This is a genomic window from Pseudothauera lacus, from assembly GCF_003034845.1.
Classification (GTDB): Bacteria; Pseudomonadota; Gammaproteobacteria; order Burkholderiales; family Rhodocyclaceae; genus Pseudothauera; species Pseudothauera lacus.
Genome location: NZ_PZKC01000001.1, coordinates 39511 through 65935, shown reverse-complemented (window position 1 = coordinate 65935; position 26425 = coordinate 39511). Strand labels below are relative to the sequence as shown.

Annotated in this window: 26 protein-coding genes and 2 tRNA genes; 9 read left to right on the top strand and 19 right to left on the bottom strand. The window is 66.5% G+C overall.

The annotated features are described in order from the left end of the window. Positions 1 to 24 precede the first annotated feature (24 nt). Genes C8261_RS00300 through rpoE form a run of 5 tightly spaced genes read right to left on the bottom strand, consistent with a single transcriptional unit; the run spans position 25 to position 2889 of the window. Positions 25 to 297 (bottom strand): glutaredoxin family protein, encoded by a 273-nt coding sequence (locus tag C8261_RS00300; protein ID WP_107491660.1) that lies wholly within the window; start codon positions 295 to 297, stop codon positions 25 to 27. Further along, the gene (locus C8261_RS00295) at positions 290 to 754 is read right to left on the bottom strand and encodes a SoxR reducing system RseC family protein (protein ID WP_235864785.1); all 465 of its coding nucleotides are present in this window, start codon (positions 752 to 754) and stop codon (positions 290 to 292) included. The genes C8261_RS00300 and C8261_RS00295 overlap by 8 nt, the downstream gene beginning before the upstream one ends. Continuing rightward, positions 751 to 1704, bottom strand: a complete 954-nt coding sequence (locus C8261_RS00290) for a MucB/RseB C-terminal domain-containing protein (RefSeq protein ID WP_107491659.1) — start codon at positions 1702 to 1704, stop codon at positions 751 to 753. The genes C8261_RS00295 and C8261_RS00290 overlap by 4 nt, the downstream gene beginning before the upstream one ends. Continuing rightward, the gene (locus C8261_RS00285; protein WP_107491658.1) at positions 1701 to 2276 is read right to left on the bottom strand and encodes a sigma-E factor negative regulatory protein; all 576 of its coding nucleotides are present in this window, start codon (positions 2274 to 2276) and stop codon (positions 1701 to 1703) included. Before C8261_RS00285 ends, C8261_RS00290 begins: the two co-directional genes overlap by 4 nt. A 13-nt stretch (positions 2277 to 2289) precedes the next feature. Continuing rightward, positions 2290 to 2889: an RNA polymerase sigma factor RpoE gene (gene rpoE / locus C8261_RS00280; RefSeq protein WP_107491657.1), complete on the bottom strand. Its 600-nt coding sequence runs from the start codon at positions 2887 to 2889 to the stop codon at positions 2290 to 2292. Positions 2890 to 3136: 247 nt separating this feature from the next. Between rpoE and nadB the strand changes: the two genes are divergently transcribed. Further along, complete coding sequence (nadB, locus tag C8261_RS00275) at positions 3137 to 4729, top strand: L-aspartate oxidase (RefSeq protein ID WP_107491656.1); 1593 nt, start codon at positions 3137 to 3139, stop codon at positions 4727 to 4729. Between the two features lie 13 nt (positions 4730 to 4742). Here the strand turns inward: nadB and C8261_RS00270 are convergent, their stop codons facing one another. The 9 genes from C8261_RS00270 to C8261_RS00230 all read right to left on the bottom strand — a co-directional run bounded on the left by C8261_RS00270 (position 4743) and on the right by C8261_RS00230 (position 11417). Further along, positions 4743 to 5171: a protein YgfX gene (locus C8261_RS00270; RefSeq protein WP_107491655.1), complete on the bottom strand. Its 429-nt coding sequence runs from the start codon at positions 5169 to 5171 to the stop codon at positions 4743 to 4745. 16 nt (positions 5172 to 5187) lie between these two features. Next, positions 5188 to 6426: a beta-ketoacyl-ACP synthase II gene (fabF, locus tag C8261_RS00265; RefSeq protein ID WP_107491980.1), complete on the bottom strand. Its 1239-nt coding sequence runs from the start codon at positions 6424 to 6426 to the stop codon at positions 5188 to 5190. 87 nt (positions 6427 to 6513) lie between these two features. Further along, positions 6514 to 6753, bottom strand: coding sequence for an acyl carrier protein (gene acpP / locus C8261_RS00260; RefSeq protein ID WP_107491654.1), 240 nt, complete (start codon positions 6751 to 6753; stop codon positions 6514 to 6516). A 140-nt stretch (positions 6754 to 6893) separates the two neighbouring features. Next, entirely contained in the window at positions 6894 to 7649 is a 756-nt protein-coding gene (gene fabG, locus C8261_RS00255) for a 3-oxoacyl-ACP reductase FabG (protein ID WP_107491653.1), read from the bottom strand. Further along, positions 7646 to 8587, bottom strand: coding sequence for an ACP S-malonyltransferase (gene fabD / locus C8261_RS00250; protein WP_107491652.1), 942 nt, complete (start codon positions 8585 to 8587; stop codon positions 7646 to 7648). Before fabD ends, fabG begins: the two co-directional genes overlap by 4 nt. A gap of 62 nt (positions 8588 to 8649) precedes the next feature. After that, positions 8650 to 9615: a beta-ketoacyl-ACP synthase III gene (locus C8261_RS00245; protein ID WP_107491651.1), complete on the bottom strand. Its 966-nt coding sequence runs from the start codon at positions 9613 to 9615 to the stop codon at positions 8650 to 8652. After that, positions 9612 to 10625 (bottom strand): phosphate acyltransferase PlsX, encoded by a 1014-nt coding sequence (plsX, locus tag C8261_RS00240; protein ID WP_107491650.1) that lies wholly within the window; start codon positions 10623 to 10625, stop codon positions 9612 to 9614. The genes C8261_RS00245 and plsX overlap by 4 nt, the downstream gene beginning before the upstream one ends. Before the next feature lie 94 nt (positions 10626 to 10719). Further along, positions 10720 to 10899, bottom strand: a complete 180-nt coding sequence (gene rpmF / locus C8261_RS00235) for a 50S ribosomal protein L32 (protein WP_107491649.1) — start codon at positions 10897 to 10899, stop codon at positions 10720 to 10722. 20 nt (positions 10900 to 10919) lie between these two features. Further along, positions 10920 to 11417 carry a YceD family protein gene (locus tag C8261_RS00230; protein WP_328588028.1) on the bottom strand — a complete coding sequence of 166 codons (498 nt, stop codon included), beginning with the start codon at positions 11415 to 11417 and terminating at the stop codon, positions 10920 to 10922. 113 nt (positions 11418 to 11530) lie between these two features. On the opposite strand from C8261_RS00230, the gene C8261_RS00225 reads away from it, so the two are divergent. Then, positions 11531 to 12106, top strand: coding sequence for a Maf family protein (locus tag C8261_RS00225; RefSeq protein WP_107491647.1), 576 nt, complete (start codon positions 11531 to 11533; stop codon positions 12104 to 12106). After that, on the top strand, positions 12103 to 12813 hold the full coding sequence (locus C8261_RS00220) for an SAM-dependent methyltransferase (RefSeq protein WP_107491646.1): 711 nt from the start codon (positions 12103 to 12105) through the stop codon (positions 12811 to 12813). Before C8261_RS00225 ends, C8261_RS00220 begins: the two co-directional genes overlap by 4 nt. 2 nt (positions 12814 to 12815) lie before the next feature. Here C8261_RS00220 and C8261_RS00215 read toward each other — a convergent pair whose 3' ends face one another. From C8261_RS00215 to C8261_RS00205, 3 genes are read right to left on the bottom strand one after another with little or no spacing between them, the layout of a single operon-like run. Beyond that, positions 12816 to 13166 (bottom strand): Rieske (2Fe-2S) protein, encoded by a 351-nt coding sequence (locus C8261_RS00215; RefSeq protein WP_107491979.1) that lies wholly within the window; start codon positions 13164 to 13166, stop codon positions 12816 to 12818. After that, the gene (locus tag C8261_RS00210) at positions 13145 to 13801 is read right to left on the bottom strand and encodes an HAD-IA family hydrolase (protein ID WP_107491645.1); all 657 of its coding nucleotides are present in this window, start codon (positions 13799 to 13801) and stop codon (positions 13145 to 13147) included. The genes C8261_RS00215 and C8261_RS00210 overlap by 22 nt, the downstream gene beginning before the upstream one ends. After that, the gene (locus C8261_RS00205; RefSeq protein WP_107491644.1) at positions 13794 to 14753 is read right to left on the bottom strand and encodes an RluA family pseudouridine synthase; all 960 of its coding nucleotides are present in this window, start codon (positions 14751 to 14753) and stop codon (positions 13794 to 13796) included. The genes C8261_RS00210 and C8261_RS00205 overlap by 8 nt, the downstream gene beginning before the upstream one ends. 410 nt (positions 14754 to 15163) lie before the next feature. Here C8261_RS00205 and C8261_RS00200 point away from each other — a divergent pair, with 410 nt between their 5' ends. Further along, positions 15164 to 17944, top strand: coding sequence for an Rne/Rng family ribonuclease (locus C8261_RS00200; protein WP_107491643.1), 2781 nt, complete (start codon positions 15164 to 15166; stop codon positions 17942 to 17944). A gap of 76 nt (positions 17945 to 18020) precedes the next feature. On the opposite strand, the gene C8261_RS00195 is transcribed toward C8261_RS00200, so the two are convergent. Continuing rightward, positions 18021 to 18494 (bottom strand): low molecular weight protein-tyrosine-phosphatase, encoded by a 474-nt coding sequence (locus C8261_RS00195; RefSeq protein ID WP_107491642.1) that lies wholly within the window; start codon positions 18492 to 18494, stop codon positions 18021 to 18023. A gap of 16 nt (positions 18495 to 18510) precedes the next feature. Next, on the bottom strand, positions 18511 to 20574 hold the full coding sequence (gene uvrB, locus C8261_RS00190; RefSeq protein ID WP_181358784.1) for an excinuclease ABC subunit UvrB: 2064 nt from the start codon (positions 20572 to 20574) through the stop codon (positions 18511 to 18513). Between the two features lie 162 nt (positions 20575 to 20736). On the opposite strand from uvrB, the gene C8261_RS00185 reads away from it, so the two are divergent. The 5 genes from C8261_RS00185 (at position 20737) to C8261_RS00170 (ending at position 26411) form a co-directional block, all read left to right on the top strand. After that, positions 20737 to 21945 (top strand): amino acid aminotransferase, encoded by a 1209-nt coding sequence (locus C8261_RS00185; protein WP_107491640.1) that lies wholly within the window; start codon positions 20737 to 20739, stop codon positions 21943 to 21945. A 64-nt stretch (positions 21946 to 22009) separates the two neighbouring features. Further along, a tRNA-Asn gene (locus tag C8261_RS00180) sits at positions 22010 to 22085 on the top strand. Between the two features lie 59 nt (positions 22086 to 22144). Next, positions 22145 to 22220 (top strand) — tRNA-Asn (locus tag C8261_RS00175). A gap of 169 nt (positions 22221 to 22389) precedes the next feature. Next, positions 22390 to 22548: a hypothetical protein gene (locus tag C8261_RS17250; RefSeq protein WP_181358783.1), complete on the top strand. Its 159-nt coding sequence runs from the start codon at positions 22390 to 22392 to the stop codon at positions 22546 to 22548. A 122-nt stretch (positions 22549 to 22670) separates the two neighbouring features. After that, positions 22671 to 26411, top strand: a complete 3741-nt coding sequence (locus tag C8261_RS00170) for an EAL domain-containing protein (RefSeq protein ID WP_181358782.1) — start codon at positions 22671 to 22673, stop codon at positions 26409 to 26411. Positions 26412 to 26425 lie beyond the last annotated feature (14 nt).

The window sequence follows — 26425 nt, the reverse complement described above, 5'->3', positions numbered from 1 at the left end:
GAAGGCCAAGGACGGCCGAATGCGCTAAGAGGCGGATTCTAGCGGAAAAGCCGCGCAATGGGCACGCACCGCCGCCTCGTCGAGATGATAGTGGCAAAGCTCGACGTCGCCGGCGAGCACCACCGGCACCAGTTCGTCCCAGCGCGCCTCGAGTTCGGGGTGCTGATCGACGTCGATCACTTCCACCGACCACCCCAGCTCGGTGGCGAGCGGCCGCAACTGGTCCACCAGTTCGTGGCAGAGATGGCACCACTCACGGCTCAACACAGTGAGCTGGCGGCTCACCACCTCAGCCATGAGCACCGCCCGCGGTACACGAAGGCGCATCGCCGGCCACCGTCATCTGCAGCCCGCCACGCCAGCGCCGGCTGCGCATCAGCGTCCGGTTGACCAGCGCCGCCAGCGCCAGCCCGCCCAACGCACCACCCAGCACCCAGGCATCGCCGCCACCGCCCAGCAGCGCCGCGAGGCCACCGCCGCACACCGTCAGCAAGGCACCCAGACCGTAGCTGGCCAGCGCCGCGCGCAGCGGCGCGCCGTCGCTCATGCACACGCGCACGCTGTCTCCCGGACGCGCACCGATGTGATTGGGCAGGCGGAAGCGCTGCTGCGGATCACGGAACAGCCCGCTCAATTTCAGCGAACGGCAGCCCCCGGGTTCGTCGCAGCGTCCGCAGCCGCCGGGCTGCTCGCTGACCTCCACCCACGCATGCGCGCCTTCGACGGCAACGACCCGTGCCCGTGCCTCGATCATTGCGTCACCGCGTCGCCCAGGCGCTGCACCGCGCGCACCGGCACTTCACCGAGCACGGTGAGCTGATGCCCGTCGACCACACGCTTGTAGATATTGATCGGCCCGGAGCGCTGCACGCCCTGCTCGCCCATCTCGCCGGCGGGAAGCGGTTCGATGAACAGCGACAGTGCGGCGAGGCCGTCACTGAACACCATGTGCACGACCTCGCCCCGCTCGCCACCGAGCGGCCGGCGTACGACCGAGGCGAGCTCGAATCCGGGCAGCGCGCCGACCTTCCAGCCGGCGTCCTGCTGACTGACCTCGCTGCCGCGCGTATTGACCACCCGCCACTCCTCATCCTTGCGGTAGCGCGGAGCGAGCGCGGCGCGCTCGACATTGCCGATCCGCACCTCGCTGAAGGTGAACTGCTCGATGACCTGGCCCTGACCATCGACCATGCGCGCCTTGAGGAGCAGAGCGGATCCCTGTTCAGCCCACAGCTGGTGGCCGAAACGCAGGTCATCACGCGGCTCGAGGACGATCTGCTGGGTTTCGTAACCCGCCACGCGCGTCGTCTCGCCCTTGCGGATACGGTAGTTCTCCGCCAGTCCGGCAAAGGACGCCGGCAGCCGCGCCGGGAAAGCCCTGCGCCCGCCGGCTTCGTCGATGATCACCACCTTCTGGTCGGGGAGCACACAGAGCACTTCGTTGTTGGAGCGGATCACCTCACGCGGACTGCCATCGAGCACCTCGAGGCGCTCGTGTTCGCCGTCGGCATCGACCAGATGGGCGATGCGCGAAGTTTCCATGTGCTGGCCGGACTGATAGATGAAGGTTCCGGCATAACTGAGCTGACGCGAGGCGGCGGCGATGCGGCCAAGCCAGGACAGCGGATCATCCTGCGCCCTAACCGGCGGGGGAGCGGACAGAAGTACCGCGCACAACCCCAGACTGACTGCCAGAACTCTCATCGGCCGCCTTCCCGACGCAGGTCGGAAACCGTGCGCACGTACTGCACCGCGCCGGGGAGCGGTCCGCCGCCGGTCATCGCCTGATGGACGAAGACGTACTCGCGATGCGGGTCACCCTGCGAGGCCTGGGCGGCCTGGCGGAACTCGACCACCGCGGCTGCCGGCGCAACCACCGCCAGCGGGCGTTCGGCAACCTGGACAAGCGGCACTGCCGCCACCTCCAGCCCCGCCGTCTGCTCCGCAGACCACAGCGTGTGGGCCACCCAGCCCACCGCCGCCACCCCCATCACCGAAGCCGCCAGCGGCATCAGCGATTCGCGCAGCGCATTGCGCTCACGCGCCGGGGGACGCAGCACCGGCGCCAGCACCGTGGGCTCGTCGTCAAGGCGGGCCATTACCCGCGCGGTGAAATCCACCGCGCCGCACTGATCCCCGCGCAGCACGTCGCCGATCAGGCACCAGGCATCCCACTCCGCGCGTGTGCCGGGGGTGCGTTTGAGGTTCTCGAAGAGCGGCGCATCAAGGCCTTCGTCCAGTTCGCCATCGAGCAGGGTCGACAATTTGTCCTTCATGAGCACCACCCACCTACCAACGTTTGTCAGGAGCCGTGTCCAGCAACGGCTTCAGCCTTTCAGAAATCGCCTCGCGCGCACGGAAGATCCGCGAACGCACCGTCCCGATCGGACAGTCCATGATGCCGGCGATTTCCTCGTAGCTGAGACCTTCGATCTCGCGCAACATGATCGCCGTACGCAGTTCCTCTGGCAGGGCCGCCATCGCGGCCTCCACCGTCTCGCCAATCTGGCGCGTCATCAGCAAACGCTCCGGCGTATTGATGTCGCGCAACTGATCGCCGTCGTCGAAATTCTCCGCTTCCTCGGAATCGAACTCGGTGGAGGTCGGCGCCCGCCGGCCCTGCGACACCAGGAAGTTCTTCGCCGTATTGATTCCTATCCTGTACAACCAGGTGTAAAACGCACTGTCACCGCGAAAGGACCCCAGGGCCCGATAGGCCTTGATGAAGGTCTCCTGCGCGACATCCTCTACTTCGGCCGGATCACGGATCAGGCGTGACAACAGCCTGTGCAGCTTGCGCTGGTACTTGGACACCAGCAAGCCGAAGGCCTGCTTGTCGCCACGCTGCACGCGTTCGACAAGCACCTGGTCGATTTCCCGATCGCTCATGGACAGATCGTTTCTACGTAGGAGTTATTAACTCCGGGAGTATAAGCGAACTGCCCTCGAGCACCGCAAAAGCACCGGCTTGAACGACAGACCGGGCTGCAATCAAATAGTTCAGAAGCGCGCATGGACTTCACCGCCCGTCCTCCGCATAACCAGCGCAGCCAGCCGGGAAACGCCCCTCGTGCTATATTGCGCCCTTGCCGGAGATCCGCCCCGGCGCTCCGGAACCCCCACCCGAGCTCCCATCTTGATCAAACAGTTCGACGTCCTCATCCTCGGCAGCGGCACCGCTGGCCAGTCGATGGCCCTGCGCCTTGCCGAACGCGGTCAGCAGGTCGCCCTGGTCACCAAGCGCGCCCTCGCCGACAGTGCCAGCGCCTGGGCGCAAGGCGGCATTGCCGCGGTACTCGACAGCACCGACTCCATCGAGGCGCACATCCAGGACACCTATACCGCCGGCGCCGGCCTCTGCGATGCACGGGCAACGCGCTATGTCGTCGAGCACGGCAAGGCGGCCATCGACTGGCTGATCGACCGCGGCGTACCCTTCACGCGTGAGGACCAGTCGGCCATCGGCTACCACCTCACCCGCGAAGGCGGCCATTCCCACCGGCGCATCATCCACGCCGCCGACGCCACCGGCGCTGCGGTGCAGGCCACCCTCAGCGAGCAGGTGACCTCCCATCCGGGCATCCGCATCTTCGAGAACCACATTGCCGTCGACCTGCTCCTCGGCGACAAGATCGGTCGCTCCGGCGCCGGCTGCCTGGGCGCCTACGTACTCGACATCGACAGCGGCCAGGTGGCCACCTTCGGCGCCCGCAGCACGGTGATCGCCACCGGTGGCGCGGGCAAGGTCTATCTGTACACGACCAATCCCGACGTCGCCACCGGCGACGGCATCGCCATGGCCTGGCGTGCCGGCTGCAGGGTGGCGAACATGGAGTTCATCCAGTTCCACCCCACCTGCCTCTACCACCCGCAGGCCAAGTCCTTCCTGATCTCCGAAGCAGTGCGCGGTGAAGGCGGCATCCTGTGCCTGCCCGACGGCACCCGCTTCATGCCCGAGCACGATGCGCGCGCCGAACTGGCGCCGCGCGACGTCGTGGCGCGCGCCATCGACTTCGAGATGAAGAAGCGCGGCCTCGACTGCGTATACCTCGACATCAGCCACAAACCCGCCGACTGGCTGCGCGGACACTTCCCCAACATCCACGCGCGCTGCCTCGAACTGGGTATCGACATCACCCGCGAACCCATCCCGGTGGTGCCGGCGGCACACTACACCTGCGGTGGCATCGTCACCGATCTCTCCGCGCGCACCGATGTCGCCAACCTCTACGCCGTCGGCGAGGCCGCATGCACCGGCCTGCATGGCGCCAACCGCCTGGCAAGCAACTCGCTGCTCGAATGCCTGGTGTTCGGCGAGGCGGCGGCGCAGGACATCCTCGCCAAACCGCGCAGCGACTTCCCCGCCCTCCCCGACTGGGACGAAAGCCGCGTCACCGACGCCGACGAAGAAGTGGTGATCTCGCACAACTGGGCCGAACTGCGGCGCTTCATGTGGGACTACGTCGGCATCGTGCGCACCAACAAGCGACTGCTGCGCGCCCGCCACCGCATCCGCCTGCTGGAGCGCGAGATCCACGAGTTCTATTCCAACTTCCGCGTCAGCAACGATCTCATCGAACTGCGCAACCTCGTCGCCACCGCCGACCTCATCGTGCGCTGCGCGCTGCGCCGCAAGGAAAGCCGCGGCCTGCACTACTCACGCGACTACCCCGGCCTGTTGCCGCGCAGCACCCCCACCATCCTGCGCCCACCACCGCGCAAGCGCTGAACGCCGACGCGCGTCACCCCGGCGGTCGTCCGAGATGGCGCAGCCAGGTCCGCAGGGCCGGCCAGTGCCCAGGCTCGACGAGGCTGTCGGGCATCAGCATCAGGGCCTGGCTGCGCCCGGCGGCATTGCGCCACTGCAGCCACAGCGCCCAGCCGAAGTCCGTGCTGCCCGGCAGCAGATGGACCTCCTCGCCATCCCCGCCGCCCGCGCCGTCGATGCGCAGGGCCCCATCGCCGCCCAGCACCAGCGCGCACGACGCCGCACCGCCGAGCTGACGCCAGGCCAGCACCGCAGACAGCACGAGCAACACCAGCACAACGGCGGCAGGGAGGATGGGGGGCGCGGAAAACAACAACGCCAGTGCCGCAATCGCATGGATTGCGCACACCAGCGTCAGAATGCGGCGCGAACGCCGCAGGGCGAGATGGAGCGGGTAGCGCACAGCCCCCGCCCCGGACTTACCTGAAGCGGCGGAATACCAGCGTGCCGTTGGTGCCGCCGAAGCCGAAGTTGTTCTTCAGCGCGACATCAATGGGCATCTGGCGCGCGACGTTGGCACAGTAGTCCAGGTCGCACTCGGGATCCTGCTCGAAGATGTTGATGGTCGGCGGCGACACCTGATGGTGCACGGCCAGCACGGTAAACACCGACTCCAGGCCGCCGGCGCCACCGAGCAGGTGACCGGTCATCGACTTGGTGGAATTGACCACCAGCTTCTTCGCCGCCTCCGCACCGAAGGCCAGCTTGATGGCTTCGGTCTCGTTCTTGTCGCCGAGCGGGGTCGAAGTGCCGTGGGCATTGAGGTAGTTCACCTCATCGACGTTCACACCGGCGTTCTTCATCGCATTGACCATGCTGCGACGCGGGCCGTCGGTATCCGGCGCAGTCATGTGATAGGCGTCGCCACTCATGCCGAAGCCAGCCAACTCGGCGTAGATCTTCGCACCGCGCCTGACCGCGTGCTCATACTCTTCGAGCACCATCACGCCGGCGCCCTCGCCGAGCACGAAACCGTCGCGATCTTTGTCCCACGGACGGCTGGCGGTAGCCGGGTCGTCGTTGCGGGTGGACAGTGCCTTGGCCGACGAGAAGCCGCCGATGGCCAGATTGGTGACGGTCGATTCAGCACCGCCACAGACCATCACGTCGGCATCGCCGTACTCGATCATGCGCGCACTGAGACCGATGGCGTGCAGCCCGGTGGTGCATGCGGTGACCACCGAGATGTTGGGCCCCTTCATGCCGAACATGATCGACAGGTTGCCGGAGATCATGTTGATGATGGTGCCGGGAATGAAGAACGGGGAAATCTTGCGCGGACCGCCGCCGAGGAAGTCGTTGTGGGTTTCCTCGATCATCGGCAGACCGCCGATGCCGGAACCGATATTGACCCCGATGCGGTCGGCGTTGGCCTCGGTGACCTCCAGTCCGGCGTCACGGATGGCCTGGATGCCCGCCGCCATGCCGTAGTGGATGAACACATCCATGCGGCGCGCTTCTTTCGGCGAGAGGTACTCGGAAACGTCGAAACCCTTCACCTCGCCAGCAATGCGCACGGCGAAGTTGCTGGTGTCGAAACGGGTGATGGCACCGATGCCGCTCTTGCCGGCGACCAGGTTGCCCCAGGCTTCAGTAACGGTATTGCCGACCGGCGAGACCACTCCCAGGCCGGTTACGACGACTCTACGACGCGACACGGGCATGCTCCGTAAGAATCCACAAGGTACAGACAGGACGGGCCCTGCGGCGACCGCAGAGCCCGCTTTTCAAGCGTTGTGAAGCGCTTACTTCTTCAGGTGGGCATTGACGTAGTCAATGGCCTGCTGAACGTTGGTGATCTTCTCGGCCTCTTCGTCCGGAATCTCGCACTCGAACTCTTCTTCCAGCGCCATGACCAGTTCCACGGTGTCCAGCGAATCGGCGCCCAGATCGTCCACAAACGAAGACTCGTTCTTGATTTCGGCTTCGTTTACGCCAAGTTGCTCAGCGACGATCTTCTTGACGCGCTGTTCGATGTTCTCCATGAACAAACTCCTTCCCTGAAAGATGCAGGTGTATAAGAAAAAAGCCGGCGTATTCTACCAAAAAGCGCCGGAACTGCTATCGCGACATGCGGGTACGCACATCCGCCCACTCCGGCGAGCGGAGCAGGCGGAGGCACGCCCTACGACATGTACATGCCGCCATTGACGTGCATCGTCGTGCCGGTGACGTATGCGGCCGCCGGCGAGGCCAGGAAAGCCACCGCAGCGGCGATCTCCTCAGGCTTGCCGAGGCGGCCAAGAGCGATGTTGCCGAGCAGGGCCTCGCGCGCCGCATCGGGCAGCGCGCGGGTCATGTCGGTATCGATGAAGCCGGGTGCGACGCAATTGACGGTGATGTTGCGGCTGCCCAACTCACGCGCCAGCGCACGGCTCATGCCGGCCACGCCAGCCTTGGCGGCGGCATAGTTGGCCTGCCCGGGGTTGCCGGCGCTGCCCACCACCGAAGTGATGCTGACGATGCGCCCGTAGCGCGCCTTCATCATGCCGCGCATCACCAGCCGGCTCATGCGGAACACCGCCTTCAGGTTGGTGTCGATGACCGCCTCCCACTCCTCGTCCTTCATGCGCATGGCGAGGTTGTCGCGGGTGATGCCGGCGTTGTTGACCAGCACCGCAACGGCGCCGAAGCGCTTTTCCACCTCGCTCACCAGCGCCTCGCAGGCAGCGGCATCGGTGACATTGAGCACCATGCCAGCACCCTGCAGGCCGGCTTCGGCGATCGCCTTGCCGATGTCCGCCGCGCCGGCTTCCGAAGTCGCGGTACCGACCACGGTCGCTCCCAGACGGCCCAGTTCCATCAGCACCGCACGGCCGATGCCGCGCGACGCGCCGGTGATCAGGGCGACCTGCCCTTCCATGGAGAACGGATTGCTCATTGTCCCTGCCCCTGCACGGCCGCGATGGCCTGTTCCAGACTGGCGGCATCGTGTGCCGAGCCGCCTTCCACATCCTTGGCGATGCGCTTGCTCATGCCGGCCAGCACCTTGCCCGGACCGCACTCGATGACGTGGCTCATGCCGCGCCGCGCCATCTCCTCAACGGTCTCGATCCAGCGCACCGGCGAGAAGGCCTGACGCACCAGCGCGTCGCGGATCTTCGCCGGCTCATCATAGACCGCCACATCGACATTGTTCAGCACCGCGATCTGCGGCCTGGCGATGGCAACCCCGGCGAGGCGCTCGGCGAGGCGCTCGGCAGCGGGCTTCATGAGCGCGCAATGGAAGGGCGCCGACACCGGCAGCAGCACCGCGCGCTTGGCGCCCCGGGCCTTGGCGACTTCGACCGCGCGCTCGACCGCGGCCTTGCCGCCGGCGATGACGATCTGCCCGGGGGCATTGAGGTTGGCCGCTTCGACCACTTCACCCTGCGCCGCCTCGGCGCAGGCCTCGCGCACCGCATCGGCCTCCAGCCCGAGGAGCGCGGCCATCGCCCCCTCGCCGGCCGGCACGGCCTCCTGCATGGCCTGGGCGCGGAAGCGCACCAGCGGCACCGCATCGGCAAAAGCCAGCGCACCGGCCGCCACCAGCGCGGAGTATTCACCCAGGCTGTGGCCGGCAACCATCGCCGGCGCCGGACCGCCCGCAGCCTGCCAGGCGCGCCAGGCGGCAACGCCGGCGGTGAGCATCAGCGGCTGGGTGTTGACGGTGAGGGCCAGACGCTCGGTCGGCCCCTCGCACACCATCTGCCAGAGATCCTCGCCGAGAGCGTCCGACGCCTCGGCAAAGGTCGCGCGGATCACCGCGCTGTCGCCATAGCCGGCCATCATGCCGACGGACTGGGACCCCTGTCCCGGGAAAACCAGCGCAAAACTCATCTTGCCTCCCTGCTTCGCCGCGACCCCGGCCGCGGCGTCATTGACAACCGTTTACCGGCCACTCAGAAGTCGAGCAGCACCGCACCCCAGGTGAAACCGCCGCCCACGCCTTCGAGGATCACCCGATGCCCATGGAGGATGCGGCCGTCGCGCACGGCCAGGTCCAGCGCCAGCGGGATGGACGCCGCCGAGGTGTTGCCATGGCGGTCTACGGTGGAAATCACCCGTTCCATGGACATGCCGAGCCGCTTCGCGGTGGCCTGCAGGATGCGGATGTTGGCCTGGTGGGGAATCAGCCAGTCGACCTGCGCCGGCAGCGCACCGGCCTGTTCGAGCACTTCCAGCGCGACATCGCCGAGCACCTTGACGGCGAACTTGAACACCGCCTGACCGTCCATGCGCAGGAAGGGGTCGCCGGTAACCTGGCCGCCGCACACCGCGCCCGGAACGTTGAGGATGCCGTGATGACTGCCGTCCGCATGCAGCGCACTGGCCCGGATGCCGGGCATTTCGCTGGCTTCCAGCACCACCGCGCCGGCGCCGTCGCCGAACAGCACACAGGTGCCGCGATCGGACCAGTCGAGGATGCGCGAGAATACTTCCGCACCGACGACCAGCGCACGCTTGTTGCTGCCCGAACGGATGAACTTCTCCGCCACCGTCAGCGCATACACGAAGCCGCTGCACACCGCCTGCACGTCGAAGGCGGGACAGCCGTTGCGGATGCCGAGCTTGGCCTGCAGCAGGGCCGCGGTACTGGGGAAGATATAGTCGGGCGTGGATGTGGCGACGATGATCAGGTCGATGTCGTCGGCTGCGCAGCCTGCCGCATCGATGGCGCGCTGCGCGGCGATGAAGGCCAGGTCGCTGGCGCTCTGCCCCGCTTCGGCGAGATGGCGGGTGCGGATGCCGGTGCGCTCGACCACCCAGTCGTCCGAGGTGTCCACCCCGCGCGCCACCAGGTCATTGTTGCTCACCGCCGTGCCGGGCAGGTAACTGCCGGTGCCGGCAATGCGTGCGTAGATCATGCGCTTGCCTCCTCGCTCATTGCCGCCATGCGCTCGCCAATGCGCTCGATGAGCCGGTTGGCGGCCGCCTCGGCGGCGCGATGAATCGCTTGTTCAAATCCGTAGGCATCCGCCGAACCATGGCTCTTCACCACCACTCCGCGCAAACCGAGCAGCGTGGCGCCGTTGTAGCTGCGGTGATCGACGCGGCGCTTGAAGGCCCTCAGCACCGGCAATGCCAGTACCGCCATTACCTTGGTGAGCAGGCTGCGGCCGAATTCCTGCTTGAGGAAGGCGGTAAGCATCTGCGCCAGCCCTTCGGAGGTCTTCAACGCGACGTTGCCGACGAAACCGTCGCACACCACCACGTCGGCCGACCCACGGTAGATGTCCTCGACGTTGCCGCAGAAGTTCAGCCCGCTGGCGCGCAGCAGCGCGGAAGCCTGCTTGACCACCTCGTTGCCCTTGATCTCTTCCTCGCCGATGTTGAGCAGGCCGACACGGGGACGATCAACGTGCTCGACGGCAGCGACCAGCTGCGCACCCATGATGCCGAACTGCAGCAGGTGTTCGGCCGAGCAGTCGACGTTGGCGCCGAGGTCGAGCACATACACGCGCCCGCGCATCGACGGCAGCACGGTGGCAATCGCCGGACGGTCGATGCCCGGCAGGGTCTTCAGCACGAAGCGGGAAATCGCCATCAGCGCGCCGGTGTTGCCGGCGGACACCGCCGCCTGCGCATCACCGCTCTTTACCAGATTGGCAGCGACGCGCATCGACGAGTCCTTCTTGTTCTTCATCGCCACTACCGGCGATTCGTCCATGCCCACCACTTCGCTGGCAGCATGGATGCGCAGGCGTTCGCCAAAGGCGCCCGCCGCACTGCCCAGCGCCGGCTCCAGCACATCGGGCTTGCCGACCAGGATGACGCGGGCGTCGGCATGGCTGCGCAGGAACGACAGCGCCGCCGGAACGGTCACGGCCGGCCCATGATCGCCACCCATGCAGTCGATCGCAACGGTGACACTCATCGCACTCTCAGATTGTATGCAAAGGAAGAATCAGGACGAAAAAACGGCGCATGCGCCCGAGGCGCTGCGCCGCCTTTTCCGGAGCAGCGGACGATTACTCGCCCTTGGTCTTGACGACCTTCTTGCCGCGGTAGAAACCGTTGGGGCTGATGTGGTGACGCAGATGCACTTCGCCGGTGGTGGCTTCGACAGCCAGCGGCGGCGTGGTCAGGAAATCGTGCGCACGGTGCATGCCACGCTTGGAGGGGGACTTCTTGTTTTGCTGAACGGCCATGAAAAACTCCTGAAAAAATATCAGGCCTCGTGCCCACCGTCGCGGCCCTTGAGCCCCGCCAGCACTGCAAAAGGCGACTTCCTTTGGTCCCCGCCACGAGGGCGCGGAACTTCACAATCATCGTGTCGCGGAGCGATCGGCAAGGCCAGCAGAATCTCTTCCTCGACCAATGCCACCACATCCATGTCGGCCACCGCCTCGATGGCGTCCTGCGCATCGTCCTCCAGCTCTTCGTCCGGAATCGGTTGCCCGACCGGCACGACAAGCAGGCGCGACGACAGCTCAAGCGGCCACGACAACCCGCCGAGACAACGCTGACAACGCAGCTGCAGTACCCCGGAAGCGCTGAGCAGCAGGCGAGGCTTGCGATCCTCACCGAGCTCGCCCTGCAACACCCAGGACACCATGCCGCTGCCGTCCGACAGCACATCGACAAGCCGCCCCAGCTCCGCTACCGCGACCTCACCACGCGCGACTCGGGCATCGCGCGCAAACTTGATCGGATCGGCAAGCTTCACCTGGCTATGACCTTGTTGCGACATAAGGGGCGCATGATATTATTTTCGGCTTCCCCTGTCAAAGCAGCGTTTACCCGCGCAGCTGCGCGCAAACCGCCGCCCCTGCAACGCCGATGAAGATCATCCTCGCCTCCACTTCGGCGTATCGCCGCATGCTGCTCGAACGCCTCGCCCTGCCGTTCGAAACCGACCGTCCGGAAGTTGATGAAACCCCGCTTCCCGGCGAAACCCCACCGCAGACCGCCGAGCGCCTGGCGGTGGAGAAGGCGCGCGCCGTCGCCGGCCGCCACCCCGGGGCGCTGGTGATCGGCAGCGACCAGGTCGCCCACATCGGCAGCGAGGTGTTCGGCAAGCCCGGTACCGTGGAACGCGCCGTCGCCCAGTTGCAGCGCATGCGCGGCCAGACGGTGGTCTTCCACACCGCATTGGCGCTGATCAACACCACCAGCGGGCGCGTGCAATGCACCGGCGTCCCGACCATCGTGCGCATGCGCCGCTACAGCGACGACGAAATCGTGCGCTATGTCGACAAGGAACGCCCGCTCGACTGCGCCGGCAGCGCCAAGTCGGAGGGTCTCGGCATCACTTTGCTCGACGCCCTCTCCGGCGACGACCCCACCGCCCTCGTCGGCCTGCCGCTGATCGAACTGTCGCGCATGCTGCGCAACGAGGGTCTGGCCCTGCCATGAGCACCGGCACCCTCTTCCTCGTCCCGGTGAGCCTGGGGCCGGCGCCGTGGCCAGGCTTTCTGCCGCAGCAGGTTCAGCAGACCTGCGCCGGCCTGCAGCATTTCGTCGTCGAGAACGCCAAGACCGCGCGCGCGCAGCTCAAGCTGCTCGACTTTCCGCGCCCGCTGCGCGACACCGTGATCAACGAACTGCCGCGCGAAGAGAACGCCGGCGCGCTCGACGCGCTTCTTGCCCCGGCCCTGGCCGGACACGACATCGGCCTGATGTCGGAGGCCGGCTGCCCCGCAGTAGCCGACCCCGGCGCCCGCCTGGTCGCCCGCGCGCACGCCCTCGGTGTGCGCGTGGCGCCGCTGGTCGGCCCCTCGTCCATCCTCCTCGCCCTCATGGCCTCCGGCCTCAACGGCCAGAGCTTCACCTTCCACGGCTATCTGCCGGTCGCCGACGGCGAACGCGACAGCCAGTTGCGCAGCCTCGAGGAAGAGTCGCGCCGCCTCGGACGCACGCAGATCTTCATCGAAACACCCTACCGCAACGAGCGCATGCTCGACGCCCTGTTGCGCGTCTGCCGCGCGGAAACCCGCCTGTGCGTGGCGCGCGACCTGACCACCGCGGACGAATGGATCCGCAGCCAGCCGGTCGCGCAGTGGCGCAAGACGGCACGCCCCGAACTGGCGCGGCACCCGGCGCTGTTCCTGATCCTCGCCTGACCTCAGTCGGCGTCACGCACGAAGACGCCGCCGTCACGCTCGCACACTTCCACCGCCACCAGGCGGGCTCCCTTGCACGGCCCCAGCTCACAGCGCCCGTCACGTACGGCATAGTGGGCGCCATGCGCGGCACAGATCAGGTAATGCCCACTGAGATCGAAAAAGCGCCCCGGCTGCCAGTCGAGCTCGATGGGCACGTGGGCGCAGCGGTTGAGATAGGCATACACGGTGCCGTAGTAGCGTACCGCGAAGGCCGCCTGCACCCTGCCATGACGCATCACCTCGAAGCGCACGCCGTCGCCGCCGTCGCGCAGCGCGGCGGACGCGCAGATCAGGCGTTCTCGTTCAGCCACGCAGCCAGCTCCGCCGGCGCGTGCACGCAGGCCAGCGGCCGTTCGGCCTCCAGCACTGCGCGCGGATGGGCACCAAAACTAACCGCCAGACCATCGACCCCGGCGTTGCGGGCCATCTGCAGATCGTGGGTTGTGTCACCGATCATCAGGGTGCGCTCCGGCGCTACCTCGAGTTCCTCCATCAGCTCCAGCAGCATCGCCGGATGCGGCTTGGAGAAACACTCGTCGGCGCAGCGCGTGGCGTGGAAATACGCCCCCAGCCCGGAATGCCGCAGGGCGCGATCCAAGCCCACCCGGCTCTTGCCGGTAGCCACTGCAAGCAGGCGCCCGCGCGCAGCCAGCGCGTCGATCATCTCTGCCGTGCCGTCGAACAGCGCGAGTTCGTGGTCACTGGCCAGGTAGTGATGGCGGTAGCGCTCGACCATGCGCGGATAATCGCTTTCCGGCAACTCCGGGACCGCATGGCGCAGCGCATCGCCAAGCCCCAGGCCGATGACGTGACGCGCCCGCGCCTCGGGTGGCCGCGGCAGGCCGAGATCACTGCAGGCCCCCATGATGGCGGCGACGATGGCGGCGGCAGAATCGAGCAGCGTGCCATCCCAGTCGAAGACGATCAGTTGGTAAGGCTCACGCATCTTCGGGACCGTCCTCGGCATCCAGGTAATCGATGAACTGCTGCAGGTCGTCGGGCAAGGGTGCATGCAGGTCGAGCGCCGCAGCGGTGAGCGGATGGGCAAAGCGCAGACTCGCCGCATGCAGGAACATGCGCTTCAGGCCCTCGCCCTGCAACTGGCGGTTGAGCGCAAAATCGCCGTACTTGTCGTCACCGCAGAGCGGAAAGCCCAGATGCGCCAGATGCACACGGATCTGGTGCGTGCGCCCGGTCTTCAGCTCAACCTCCAGCAGGCTGAAGCGCCGCCAGCGCCGCACCAGGCGCACCACACTGTGCGAGGGCTTGCCCTCCGCGCTGACGCGTACGCGGCGCTCGCCCTCTGCGGTGAGGTACTTGAACAGCGGCACCTTGATGTGCTGCAGGGGGTTCAGCCAACGCCCCGGCACCAGGGTGAGATAGCGCTTCTCGCTGCGCCCCTCGCGCATCATGTCGTGCAGTGCGGTCAGCGCCGAGCGCTTCTTGGCGATGATCAGCAACCCGGAGGTCTCGCGATCGAGGCGATGGGCAAGCTCCAGCATGCGCGCCTGCGGACGCTGGCTGCGCAACTGCTCGATGACCCCGTAACTCACCCCGCTGCCGCCATGCACCGCCTTCCCGGCGGGCTTGTCCACCACCACCAGCGCGTCGTCCTCCCACACCACCGGCAGCGGCTTGCCGGCCGGTGCCGGCGCGCTGGCGGTCGGCTGGGCGACGCGGAGCGGCGGGATGCGCACCTCGTCGCCCTCGAGCAGGCGATAGGTCTGCTGCACCCGCCGCCCGTTCACCCGCACCTCGCCACCGCGCAGGATGCGGTAGATGTGGCTCTTCGGCACACCTTTGGCGTGCCGCAGCAGAAAATTGTCGATGCGTTGTCCGGCGGATGCCTCATCTATGAGCACATGCCGCACTGCAATCGCTTTGCCTTGTATCGTCATCCTGAAATATACTAAGCCCTCGGTTGGTTCCGGTTGCGTCGACGCCCCTGCGGCAAACAGCCCTGGCGGTCGGACGACGATGAGCCCACAGGTGAGCTCCCGGACGGCCGAGGTGCTGCAGTGCCGCCCAAAAAGGCGTCGATGTTAGCGCAAACAGCAAACTTCTACACTCAACTCCAGCCCGCGGGTTGGATTTATCGCGTCTCACACACGCAGGAATCAAATGCTTTTGCCGGCGGGGGCCACTGTCCGCGACCGGCAAGAACACGAGAGTATCGACCAGCCGACCCATCTAAGCCTGAAACCGATCGGATGAAAACAGCCCTGCACATGCACTGCTGATCCCGTCTAGCGCGATGGAGCGCGCCGTTCGTCCTGCCCGTGGGTGTTGCGCGGGGGAACGATCAACAATGAAGCGCATGCTTTTCAATGCGACGCAGGCCGAGGAACTGCGCGTCGCAATCGTGGATGGTCAGAAACTGATCGACCTCGATATCGAATCGGCCGCCAAGGAACAACGCAAGAGCAACATCTACAAGGCCGTCATCACCCGCCTCGAGCCCAGCCTCGAAGCCGCCTTCGTGGATTACGGCGCCGAGCGCCACGGCTTCCTGCCGTTCAAGGAAATCGCCCGCAGCTACTACCAGCCCGGCGCCGACGGCAAGTCCACCATCAAGGAAGCCCTGCGCGAAGGCCAGGAGCTCATCGTCCAGGTCGAGAAGGACGAACGCGGCAACAAGGGCGCGGCGCTGACCACCTACATCTCGCTGGCCGGCCGCTACCTGGTGCTGATGCCCAACAACCCGCGCGGCGGCGGCGTCTCGCGCCGCGTCGAGGGTGACGAGCGCGCCGAACTGCGCGAGATCATGGATGAGCTCGAAGTACCCGCGGGCATGAGCCTGATCGCCCGCACCGCCGCCATCGGCCGCAGCGCCGAAGAGCTGCAGTGGGACCTGAACTACCTCCTGCAACTATGGACCGCCATCGACGGTGCCGCCCAGTCGCAGGCCGGCGCCTTCCTGATCTACCAGGAAGGCAGCCTGGTGATCCGCGCCATCCGCGACTACTTCCAGCCCGACATCGGTGAGATCCTCATCGACACCGACGACGTATACGAGCAGGCGCGCCAGTTCATGGCCCACGTCATGCCGAACAACGTCAATCGCGTGAAGCGCTATCACGACGACGTACCGCTGTTCTCGCGCTTCCAGATCGAGCACCAGATCGAATCGGCCTACTCCCGCCAGGTGAACCTGCCCTCCGGCGGCGCCGTGGTCATCGACCACACCGAAGCGCTGGTCTCCATCGACGTGAACTCCGGCCGCGCCACCAAGGGCGCGGACATCGAGGAAACCGCCTTCCGCACCAACCTCGAGGCGGCCGACGAGATCGCCCGCCAGCTGCGCCTGCGCGACCTGGGCGGCCTGATCGTCATCGACTTCATCGACATGGAGTCGCAGAAGAACCAGCGCGAGGTGGAGAACCGCCTGCGCGACGCCCTGCGCCACGACCGCGCCCGCGTCCAGACCGGCAAGATCAGCCGCTTCGGCCTGCTCGAGCTGTCGCGCCAGCGCCTGCGCCCGGCGCTCGCCGAGACCAGCTACATCCCCTGCCCGCGCTGCAACGGCACCGGCCACATCCGCAGCACCGAATCCTCCGCACTGCACATCCTGCGCATCCTCGAAGAGGAAGCGATGAAGGAGAACACCGGCGCGGTGCACCTGCAGGTACCGGTCGATGTCGGCACCTTCCTGCTCAATGAGAAGCGGGTCGACATCGCGCGCATCGAGATGCGCCACAAGATCCAGATGATCATCGTCCCGAACCGTCATCTGGAAACCCCGCAGCACGAAATCATCCGCCTGCGCCACGACCAGCTCAACCAGGAAGACATCGCCCTGGCGAGCTACCAGATGGCCGCCAAGCCCGAAGAGATCAACGAGCGCCTGCCGGCCAAGCCCGGCGAAGGCAAGCCGGTCCGTGCGGAAGCGGCGGTCAAGGGCATCTCCCCGGAACAGCCCGCCCCCACCGTCGCCGAGCCCACCGCGGCACCGGCTGCCGCCCCCGTGGCACCGCGTCGCGGCCTCATCGGCCGTCTGATGGCATGGCTGAGCGGCGAGCGCGCCCCGGCCGCCGAAGCCCAGCCGGCCGCGGCGGAACCTGCGAAGCGCGAATCCCGCGGGCGCAACGGCGACAATCGGCGCGGCGGCAACCGCAACCGCCGTGACGGCCAACCCCGTGGCGAGCGTGAGGAAGGCAGCGGCGAACGCACTGCCCGCAAGGACAAGGCAGCCGCCGAAACGCGCGAGAAGCCCCAGCGCGGCGAGCAGCGCGGTGAACGCACCGAGAAGGGCGAACGCGCCGAAGGCGGCGGCCGCAACCGTCGCGGCGGGCGCAATGCGCAGCGCAGCGAGGAAACCGGCAGCAACACGGAACTGGCGGCCATCGAGAGCGCCACGCTGGCCAGCACCGCCACGGCAGTCGATGCCGGTGAAGCGCCCGGCAGCGAGGAGGCCGGCGGCGAGAAGCGCCGTCGCCGTGGTCGCGGCCGTCGCCGTGGCAACGGTGAGCAGAACGCCGCCACCGCCACCGATGGCGTGAATGGCGAGGACATGCAGTCCGCCGTGAGCGCCACGCCGGTCGACACCGCCGCAGCCGCCGCACTGCCGGTGGTCAGCGGCGCAGTGGAAGCCGTACCGGCACTGGAAGCGGCGCAGAGTGCGGAACTGCCGGTGGCAGTCGCCCCCGCAACCGATGTCGACACCGCTGCAGCCACAGACAGCGCGGAAACGGTTGCAGCGCCTGCCGAGCCCACCGCCCCGCCGCTGCAGCCTCTGCCGGTGGCGGAAGCTGGCAGCTACGAAGCTCCGGCCTGGTCGGCGCTGACCGAGGAAGCCCAGCCCGCCACCGAGGCCGCCCCGCTGGTCGAGGCTGCTGACATCGAGACCACCCAGGAGGAAACCGGCACGGCGCTGCCCGCGGAGCCTGTCGCCGCCGCAGCGCCCTCCTCGGCGCCCATCGATCTCGGCCAGACCCTTGAGGAGAGCGGCCTGGTGATGATCGAGACCAGCCGCGACAAGACCGCCAGCTTCCACAGCGACGAACCGGCGCCGGCCCTCGGCCGCCGCCCCCGTGCGCCGCAGGTGGTCGTCAGCGAGCCGCTGCAGCAGGTGGAAACACGCAAGGAGTAAACGCGCTCTCCCGTGGAGATAAGAAGAGGCAGCCCATCGGCTGCCTCTTTTTTTTGCGCCGAGGCACCTCTTCGCCTCAATCCTCCAGCGCTGCCAGTACCTCCATGAGTCCCTGCACGCCGTCCTCGCACATGTCGAGAACGGCGTCGAAGCCGGCTTCGCCGCCATAGTAGGGATCCGGCACCTCATCGCCGTCATGGCGGCGTGCGTACTGCATGAACATGCCCAGACGCTGGCGATACACCGGCGGGCAGATCTTCAGCATCGCCTCCATGTGCCCCTGGTCCATTGCCAGGATGAGATCGAAGCGCTGAAAGTCGGCGACCTCCAGACGCCGCGCCACCAGCGCGCCGAGATCATAACCACGGCGGGCGGCCGCCTTGCAGGCACGCGGGTCGGGCGTCTCACCGGCGTGATAGCCATGGGTACCGGCGGAGTCCACCTCCACACGACCACGCAAACCGGCGGTCTCGATGAAGTACCGGGCCACGCCTTCGGCGGTCGGCGATCTGCAGATGTTCCCGGTGCACACGAACAGGATGCGCTTCACTCTCCCCTCCTCTCTGTTACAGGCTGCCGTGCTGGTCCGCGCCAAAAGCCTGCTGACGCAGGCGGAAGAGCTCGTCGCGGGCCGCAGCGGCCTTTTCGAATTCCAGGTTGCGGGCATGCTCCTGCATGGCCTTTTCCAGCTTCTTGATCGCCTTTGCGAGACCCTTCTCGTCCAGCAACTGGTAGTCGGCGACACTCTCTGCCACCCGCGCGGCGTCGCGCCGGCTGCCTTCAGCGGTGCTGTAGACACCGTCGATGATGTCCTTGATGCGCTTGCTTACGCTCTTCGGAGTGATGCCGTGGGCCTCGTTGAAGTCGATCTGCTTCTGCCGCCGGCGCTCGGTCTCGCTCATCGCCGCCTTCATCGAATCGGTGAGGTGGTCGGCATAGAGGATGGCCGTGCCATGCACGTGACGTGCGGCACGGCCGATGGTCTGAATCAGCGACCGGAAAGAGCGCAGGAAGCCTTCCTTGTCGGCATCGAGGATGGCCACCAGTGAGACCTCGGGGATGTCCAGGCCCTCGCGCAGGAGGTTGATGCCCACCAGCACGTCGAACTCGCCCAGGCGCAGGTCGCGGATGATCTCCACACGCTCCACGGTATCGATGTCGGAATGCAGGTAGCGCACGCGCACGCCGTGCTCGCCGAGGTAGTCGGTGAGATCCTCCGCCATGCGCTTGGTCAGCACGGTGACCAGCACGCGCTCGCCGGCATCGACGCGCTTGCGGATCTCGCCCAGGAGATCGTCCACCTGGGTGATCGCCGGACGCACCTCGACCACCGGGTCGATCAGCCCGGTGGGGCGCACCACCTGCTCCACCACCTGGCCCTGGTGCTGCGCCTCGTAGGCCGCCGGGGTGGCGGAGACGAAGACGGTCTGCGGCATCAGGCGTTCGAACTCGTCAAACTTGAGCGGCCGGTTGTCGAGCGCCGAGGGCAGGCGGAAGCCGTACTCCACCAGATTGTCCTTGCGCGAGCGGTCGCCCTTGTACATGCCGCCGACCTGCGGGATGGTGACGTGCGACTCATCCACGAAGAGCAGCGCGTCGGCCGGCAGGTAGTCGATCAGCGTGGGCGGCGGCTCGCCCGGCGCGCGGCCCGAGAGGTGGCGCGAGTAGTTCTCGATGCCCTTGCAGAAGCCCATCTCGTTGAGCATCTCGAGGTCGAAGCGGGTGCGCTGCTCGATGCGCTGTGCCTCGACCAGCTTGCCGGCGTGCTGGAAGACCTTGACGCGCTCGTTGAGCTCCTCCTTGATCGCCTCGATGGCCTTCAGCACCGTAGCGCGCGGGGTCACGTAGTGGCTGGATGGATACACCGTGAAGCGCACCAGCTTCTGCTTGAGGTGGCCGGTGAGCGGGTCGAACAGGGTGAGGTGTTCGATCTCGTCGTCGAACATCTCGATGCGCACCGCCAGCTCCGCGTTCTCCGACGGAAACACGTCGATCACGTCGCCGCGCACGCGGAAGGTGCCGCGGCGAAAATCGATGTCCGCGCGGGAGTACTGCATCGCCACCAGGCGGGCGATCAGGTCGCGGTGGCCGATGCGCTCACCCTCGCGCAGGTGCAGCACCATGCTGTGGTAATCGACCGGGTCGCCGATGCCGTAGATGCACGACACGGTAGCCACGATCACCACGTCGCGCCGCTCCATCAGGCTCTTGGTGGCCGAAAGGCGCATCTGCTCGATGTGCTCGTTGATGCTCGAATCCTTCTCGATGAACAGATCGCGCGAAGGCACGTAGGCTTCCGGCTGGTAGTAGTCGTAGTAGCTGACGAAGTACTCCACCGCATTCTCGGGCAGGAACTCCTTGAACTCGGCGTAGAGCTGCGCGGCCAGCGTCTTGTTGGGCGCCAGCACCAGGGCCGGGCGGCCGCTCTGGGCGATGACGTTGGCCATGGTGTAGGTCTTGCCCGAGCCGGTGACCCCGAGCAGGGTCTGGTACATCAGGCCATCGTTGACCCCGTCGATCAGTTGCGCGATCGCCGTCGGCTGGTCGCCGGCCGGCGGAAAGGGCTGGTGCAGGCGGAACGGGCTGCCTTCGTAGCTGATCACCCGGGCGCTGGCGGCAGGACTCGTCATGCTAGAATTTCCGTTTGTTTCGTGCGCCATGGAGATCCCCCCTGCGGCGCGGCGCAAACGACCATTATTGATCATTTTGCGTGCCACGGGCACGGCTTACCGACCACAGCAATGCGGCCGGGTTCGCCGGCCACTGGCACTTCCCACCTGACTGGAGCCCACATGTCCGCCTCGCTCTTCGCCGCCGTCGAAATGGCCCCCCGTGACCCGATCCTTGGCCTGAACGAGGCCTTCAACGCCGACACCCGTGCCGAGAAGGTGAACCTCGGCGTCGGCGTGTACTACGACGACAACGGCAAGATCCCGCTGCTCGCCGCGGTCAAGGCGGCCGAGAAGGCCCGCCTGGAAGCCATGCCGCCGCGCGGCTACCAGCCCATCGAAGGCCCGGCGACCTACAACAACGCCGTGCAGAACCTGCTGCTGGGCAAGGATTCCGCGCTCATCGCCAACGGCCAGGTGGTCACCGTCGAAGCGCTCGGCGGCACCGGCGCGCTGAAGGTCGGCGCCGACTACCTGAAGCGCCTGCTGCCCGGCGCCACGGTGTACATCTCCGATCCGAGCTGGGAGAACCACCGCGCACTGTTCGAATCGGCCGGTTTCCCGGTGGAGAACTATCCCTACTACGACGCCGCCACCCGCGGCGTGAACTTCGCCGGCATGAAGGCCAAGCTGGAGTCCCTCGCCCCCGGCTCCATCATCGTGCTGCACGCCTGCTGCCACAACCCGACCGGCGCCGACCTCTCCGACGCACAGTGGAATGAGGTGGTCGAAGCCTGCCGTTCGCGCGGCCTGGTGCCCTTCCTCGACATGGCCTACCAGGGTTTTGCCGACGGCATCGACGCCGACGCTGTGGCGGTACGCGCCTTCTCCGCCAGCGGCCTGCAGTTCTTCGTCTCCAGCTCCTTCTCGAAGAGCTTCTCGCTGTACGGCGAACGCGTCGGCGCGCTGTCCATCGTCACCGCCGGCAAGGACGAATCGGCCCGCGTGCTCTCCCAGGTCAAGCGCGTCATCCGCACCAACTACTCCAACCCGCCGATCCACGGCGGCGCCATCGTCGCCGCGGTGCTCAACTCGGCGGAACTGCGCCAGCAGTGGGAAGACGAACTGGCCGGCATGCGCGAGCGCATCCGCGCCATGCGCACCGGCCTGGTCGAGCAGCTCAAGGCCGCGGGCGTGGCGCAGGACTTCTCCTTCGTCATCAAGCAGCGCGGCATGTTCTCCTACACCGGCCTCACCGCCGAGCAGGTCGAGCGCCTGAAGAGCGAGTTCGGCATCTATGCGGTGTCCACCGGGCGCATCTGCCTGGCCGCGCTCAACAGCAAGAACATCGGCTACGTCGCCCAGGCGATCGCCGCCGTGGTCAAGGGCTGAGGCGGAAAAACGCCGCCCGCTTGTTGACGAAAAGCCGCGTCCTCCTTAGAATGCGCGGCTCTGTTCCTCGATAGCTCAGTCGGTAGAGCGCCGGACTGTTAATCCGTAGGTCCCTGGTTCGAGCCCAGGTCGGGGAGCCAACAGAACACGCAGCACCTGCAGTGTCCAATCGAAGACCTTGCAGTGAAAATCGGTCAATTCCTCGATAGCTCAGTCGGTAGAGCGCCGGACTGTTAATCCGTAGGTCCCTGGTTCGAGCCCAGGTCGGGGAGCCAACTTACCACGCTCTGTGAACCGCCGATGGCGGACACAAGCGTCTCAGGCCAGTAATCCAGCGCAACATCGGTGCCGCGGATACTGGCCTTTTTCACGATGTGGGCCATGAAGGCGCGAACTTTCGACGGCTCATCCGGGGTCTCGGCGAGCTAACGGAAAAGCGGCGCGGTGCAGATCGCGATCGTCGATAGAGACCGCCGGGCCGACTTCCGCAGCGATGCCCTCCTCTGCCTTCTTCAGCTTCTCGCGCCGCTCGCGCAGGCCGACGCTGCGCTCTATCGCGCCAAGAACGCTGGCCGCAACACCATCTGCACCGCCACGAACTGAAGCCGCTGGATTTCGTCACGACGCGCGAAGCCGCGCTCTTGTCGGCAGACCCTTTTTCACCCAACATGGACCCTTCCCGGTTTGCACTGGCGGGGCGGCTCACACCAAGGGTCTGCTGCATCATGCTCGTCCTCTACATTGAAGACTCCACCGTCGACACCCAGCTCACCCAGGAGCACTTCGCCCGCCACGCGGCCGACATTACCCTGGAGAGCGCATCCTGCCTGGATGAGGCACACCGTCGTCTGAGCGAACGTCATTACGACCTCATCCTCTGCGATCTGCGCCTGCCCGACGGCAGCGGCCTCGAACTGCTCGCTGCCCTGCGCGTCAGTGACGCCCCCCCGCCGGTCGTGCTGGTCACCGGCAGCGGTGACCTGAAGAGCGCGGTACAGGCACTGAAGGCCGGCGCACAGGACTACGTGGTCAAGAACGAAACCTATCTCGATGCGCTGCCACAGGTCATCCGTGACATCGTGCGCCGGGCCAAGGACCGTCCTGCGCACGGGCGCGCACTGGAGATCCTTTACGCAGAACCCAACCGCGCGGATGCCGAACTCGCCCGCCATCACCTCGAACGCCACGCCCCCCACCTGCACCTGAGCGTGGTGGATGGCGCCGATGCCGTGTTCGCCCGCCTGCTCGACCGCTCCGCAGCGCGTCAGCCGGACGTACTGCTGCTCGACTACCGCCTGCCCGGCACGGATGGTCTTGAAGTGGTACACCAACTGCGCCGCACTCACGGCATCAGCCTGCCGACCATCCTGACCACCGCTCAGGGCAGCGAAGAGGTTGCTGCACTCGCCGTGCATCTGGACGTAGACGATTTCATTCCCAAGGACAATGGCTACCTCTTCGCCCTGCCGGCAACCATAGAGAAGGTGCACCGCGAGCACGAATTGCGCCGCGAACGCGACATGCTGCGCTCACTCAGTGCCGAACACGCGGAGCTGCTGGCCAGCAGCCCGACGCTGATCTACAAGCTGCGCTACGAAAACGGGATTGCCACGCCGGTGATGCTCAGCGGCAACGTCGTACGCATGCTGGGCTACAGCTACGCCGAGGCCACCTCCCCGGGATGGTGGTGGTCGAACATCTACGAGGACGACCGCGACCGTGTCGCCGCCTCGCAGCCGGATCTCCTCGAGCACGGCGAACTCGACCTCTGTTACCGCTTCCGTCACCGCAACGGCCAGTTGCTGTGGATACGCGACCAGGAGCGTCTGATCCGCCGCAAGCCGCTGGAAACGGTCGGCAGCTGGAACGACGTTACCGAGGAGATGCTCTCGGCCCAGGTCCGCGCCGCGCGCATGAGCATTCGCGAGCGCATGTTCAACGGACAGCCGCTCGATGAGATTCTCACCTACTGTGCCGAGCAGATCAGGCACTGCTTCCCGTGCTGCCACGCCGCGGTCATCCGTCTGGTCGACAACGACCCGCCCCGGATCTCCGACACTGGGCTCGGCGCGGCATACGTGGAAGCTGTCACCGACCGGGCGGCAACCCTGAAAGCGCTGCTCGGCGATCCCGGACAGGACTCGCAACTGCTCGGCAGCGCCACGGATCCGGTCACTGCCAGGGACTGCCACCGCGCACTGATAGAGGCTGCTGGCTTTGCCGACGCTTTCCATCTGCCCCTGCGCGGCAGCAATGGCCGGCTCCTGGGGCTGCTTGGAGCCTACTGCCCGGGAGCCGCAACGGACCCTGGCAATCCGGACATACGCCGCCTCGCCGAATTCGGCCAGATCGCCGCACTGGCCGTGGAACGTTCGGAGCAGGAGCAGATGCAGCGCCAGACCCTCGCCGCACTGGCCGACACGCGCGACGGCATCATGATCACCGATCTGCGTCCAGCCATCGTATCGGTCAACAGCGCGTGGTCCGACATCACCGGCTACAAAGCCGAGGAGGCCCTCGGGCACAATCCCTCCATCCTCAAGTCCGGGCTGGAGTCCCCGGCCCTGTATGAAGAGATGTGGAAAAGCCTGCTGGGCAACGGCTACTGGCAGGGAGAACTGTGGAACCGCCGCAAGAATGGCGAAACCTACCCCCAGCTGCTGAGCATCAGCACCGTGCGTGACAGCGCCGGCTTGCCGACTCACTACGTCGGCGTAATGACCGACCTCAGCCGCCTGCGTCAAAGTGAGGAGGAGCGCGAACGGCTCACCCACTACGACCCCCTCACCCATCTGCCCAACCGTCTGCTCGCCATCTCGCGCCTGCAGCACGCCATCGAACAGGCCGAGCGCCAGGGCGACAGCATCGCCGTGCTGTACCTTGATCTTGACCTCTTCAAGAACATCAACGACAGCCTCGGGCACGTCATCGGCGATCAGGTGCTGATAGAGGTCTCCCGTCGTCTGCAGGCGGAGGTCGCCGGCGACGTAACCCTTGCCCGTCTGGGCGGCGACGAGTTCCTCATCATCATCGAACGCCTGGCCACGCCGGACGACGCCGCACGCGCCGCCAGCCGCCTCATCGACGCCCTGCATACCCCGCTGCGCATCGACGGCAGTCAGGAGGTGTTTGCCGCCGGCAGCATCGGCATTGCCCTTTTCCCCGGCGACGGCCGTACGCCGCAGGAACTCATCCAGCACGCCGACACAGCGCTCAACGAGGCCAAGACCCGCGGGCGCGACCAGTACTGCTACTACACCAGCAGCCTCGGTGAGCGCGTGCGCCAGCGCCTGGCGCTGGAGAGCCAGTTGCGTCTGGCGCTCGAACGCGGTGAGCTGTCACTGCATTACCAGCCGCAGGTGGATATCCGCAGCGGCCACATCAACGGCGTCGAAGCGCTGATGCGCTGGGTCAGCCCGACGCTGGGGCAGATTCCCCCCGGAGAGTTCATTCCGGTAGCAGAACAGAGCGGGCTGATCTTTCCGATGGGCCACTGGGCCCTGGAGAAAGCCTGCCGGCAGAACAAGGCCTGGCAGGACCAGGGCCTGCCTCAGCTGTGCGTGGCGGTAAACGTGTCGGTGCGCCAGTTCCGCGACCCCAGCCTGCTCGCCAGTGTGCGCAGCGCGCTCGACAAGAGTGGTCTGCCGCCGCGCTGCCTGGAAATCGAGCTCACCGAGAGCGCCTTCGTCGATGACGCCGAAACCGCCATCCGCACCAGCCAGAAGCTGCACGAACTGGGCGTCAGGCTGTCACTCGACGACTTCGGCACAGGCTATTCCTCGCTCGCCTACCTGTCGCGCTTCCCCTTCGACAAGATCAAGATCGACCAGTCCTTCGTCAACGACATCACCTCCAACCCCACCAACGCCGCCATCGCCAACACCACCATCGCACTGGCCGAAAGCCTGCACATGTCGGTACTGGCAGAAGGGGTGGAAACCGAGAGCCAGCTCAATTTCCTGCGCCAGCGTGGCTGCAGTTCCATGCAGGGCTTCCTCTTCAGTCGCGCCCTGGCAGCCGCCGAGCTGGAAGCCCTGCTGCGCGAATCGCGCACCCTGCCGGCCCCGCCCGATGAGCACAAGAGCGAGCGCACCCTGCTTCTGCTCGATGACGAGGCCAACATCCTGCGGGCCTTGCAGCGCCTGCTGCGCCAGGACGGCTATCGCATCCTGTCCACCACCAGCGCTGCAGAAGCCTTCGAGTTGCTGGCACAGAACACGGTGCAGGTCATCGTTTCCGACCAGCGCATGCCGGAGATGAGCGGCACCGAGTTCCTCTCGCGGGTGAAGGACCTCCACCCGCAGACGATACGCATCGTGCTGTCGGGTTACTCGGAAGTCGAGACCATCACGCAGGCCGTCAACCGCGGCGCGATCTACAAGTTCTTCACCAAGCCCTGGGACGACATGCAGTTGCGCGAGGAACTGCGCGAGGCCTTCCGCGTCGCCGAGAAGCTGCGCTCATGAGACCTTGAAGGGTC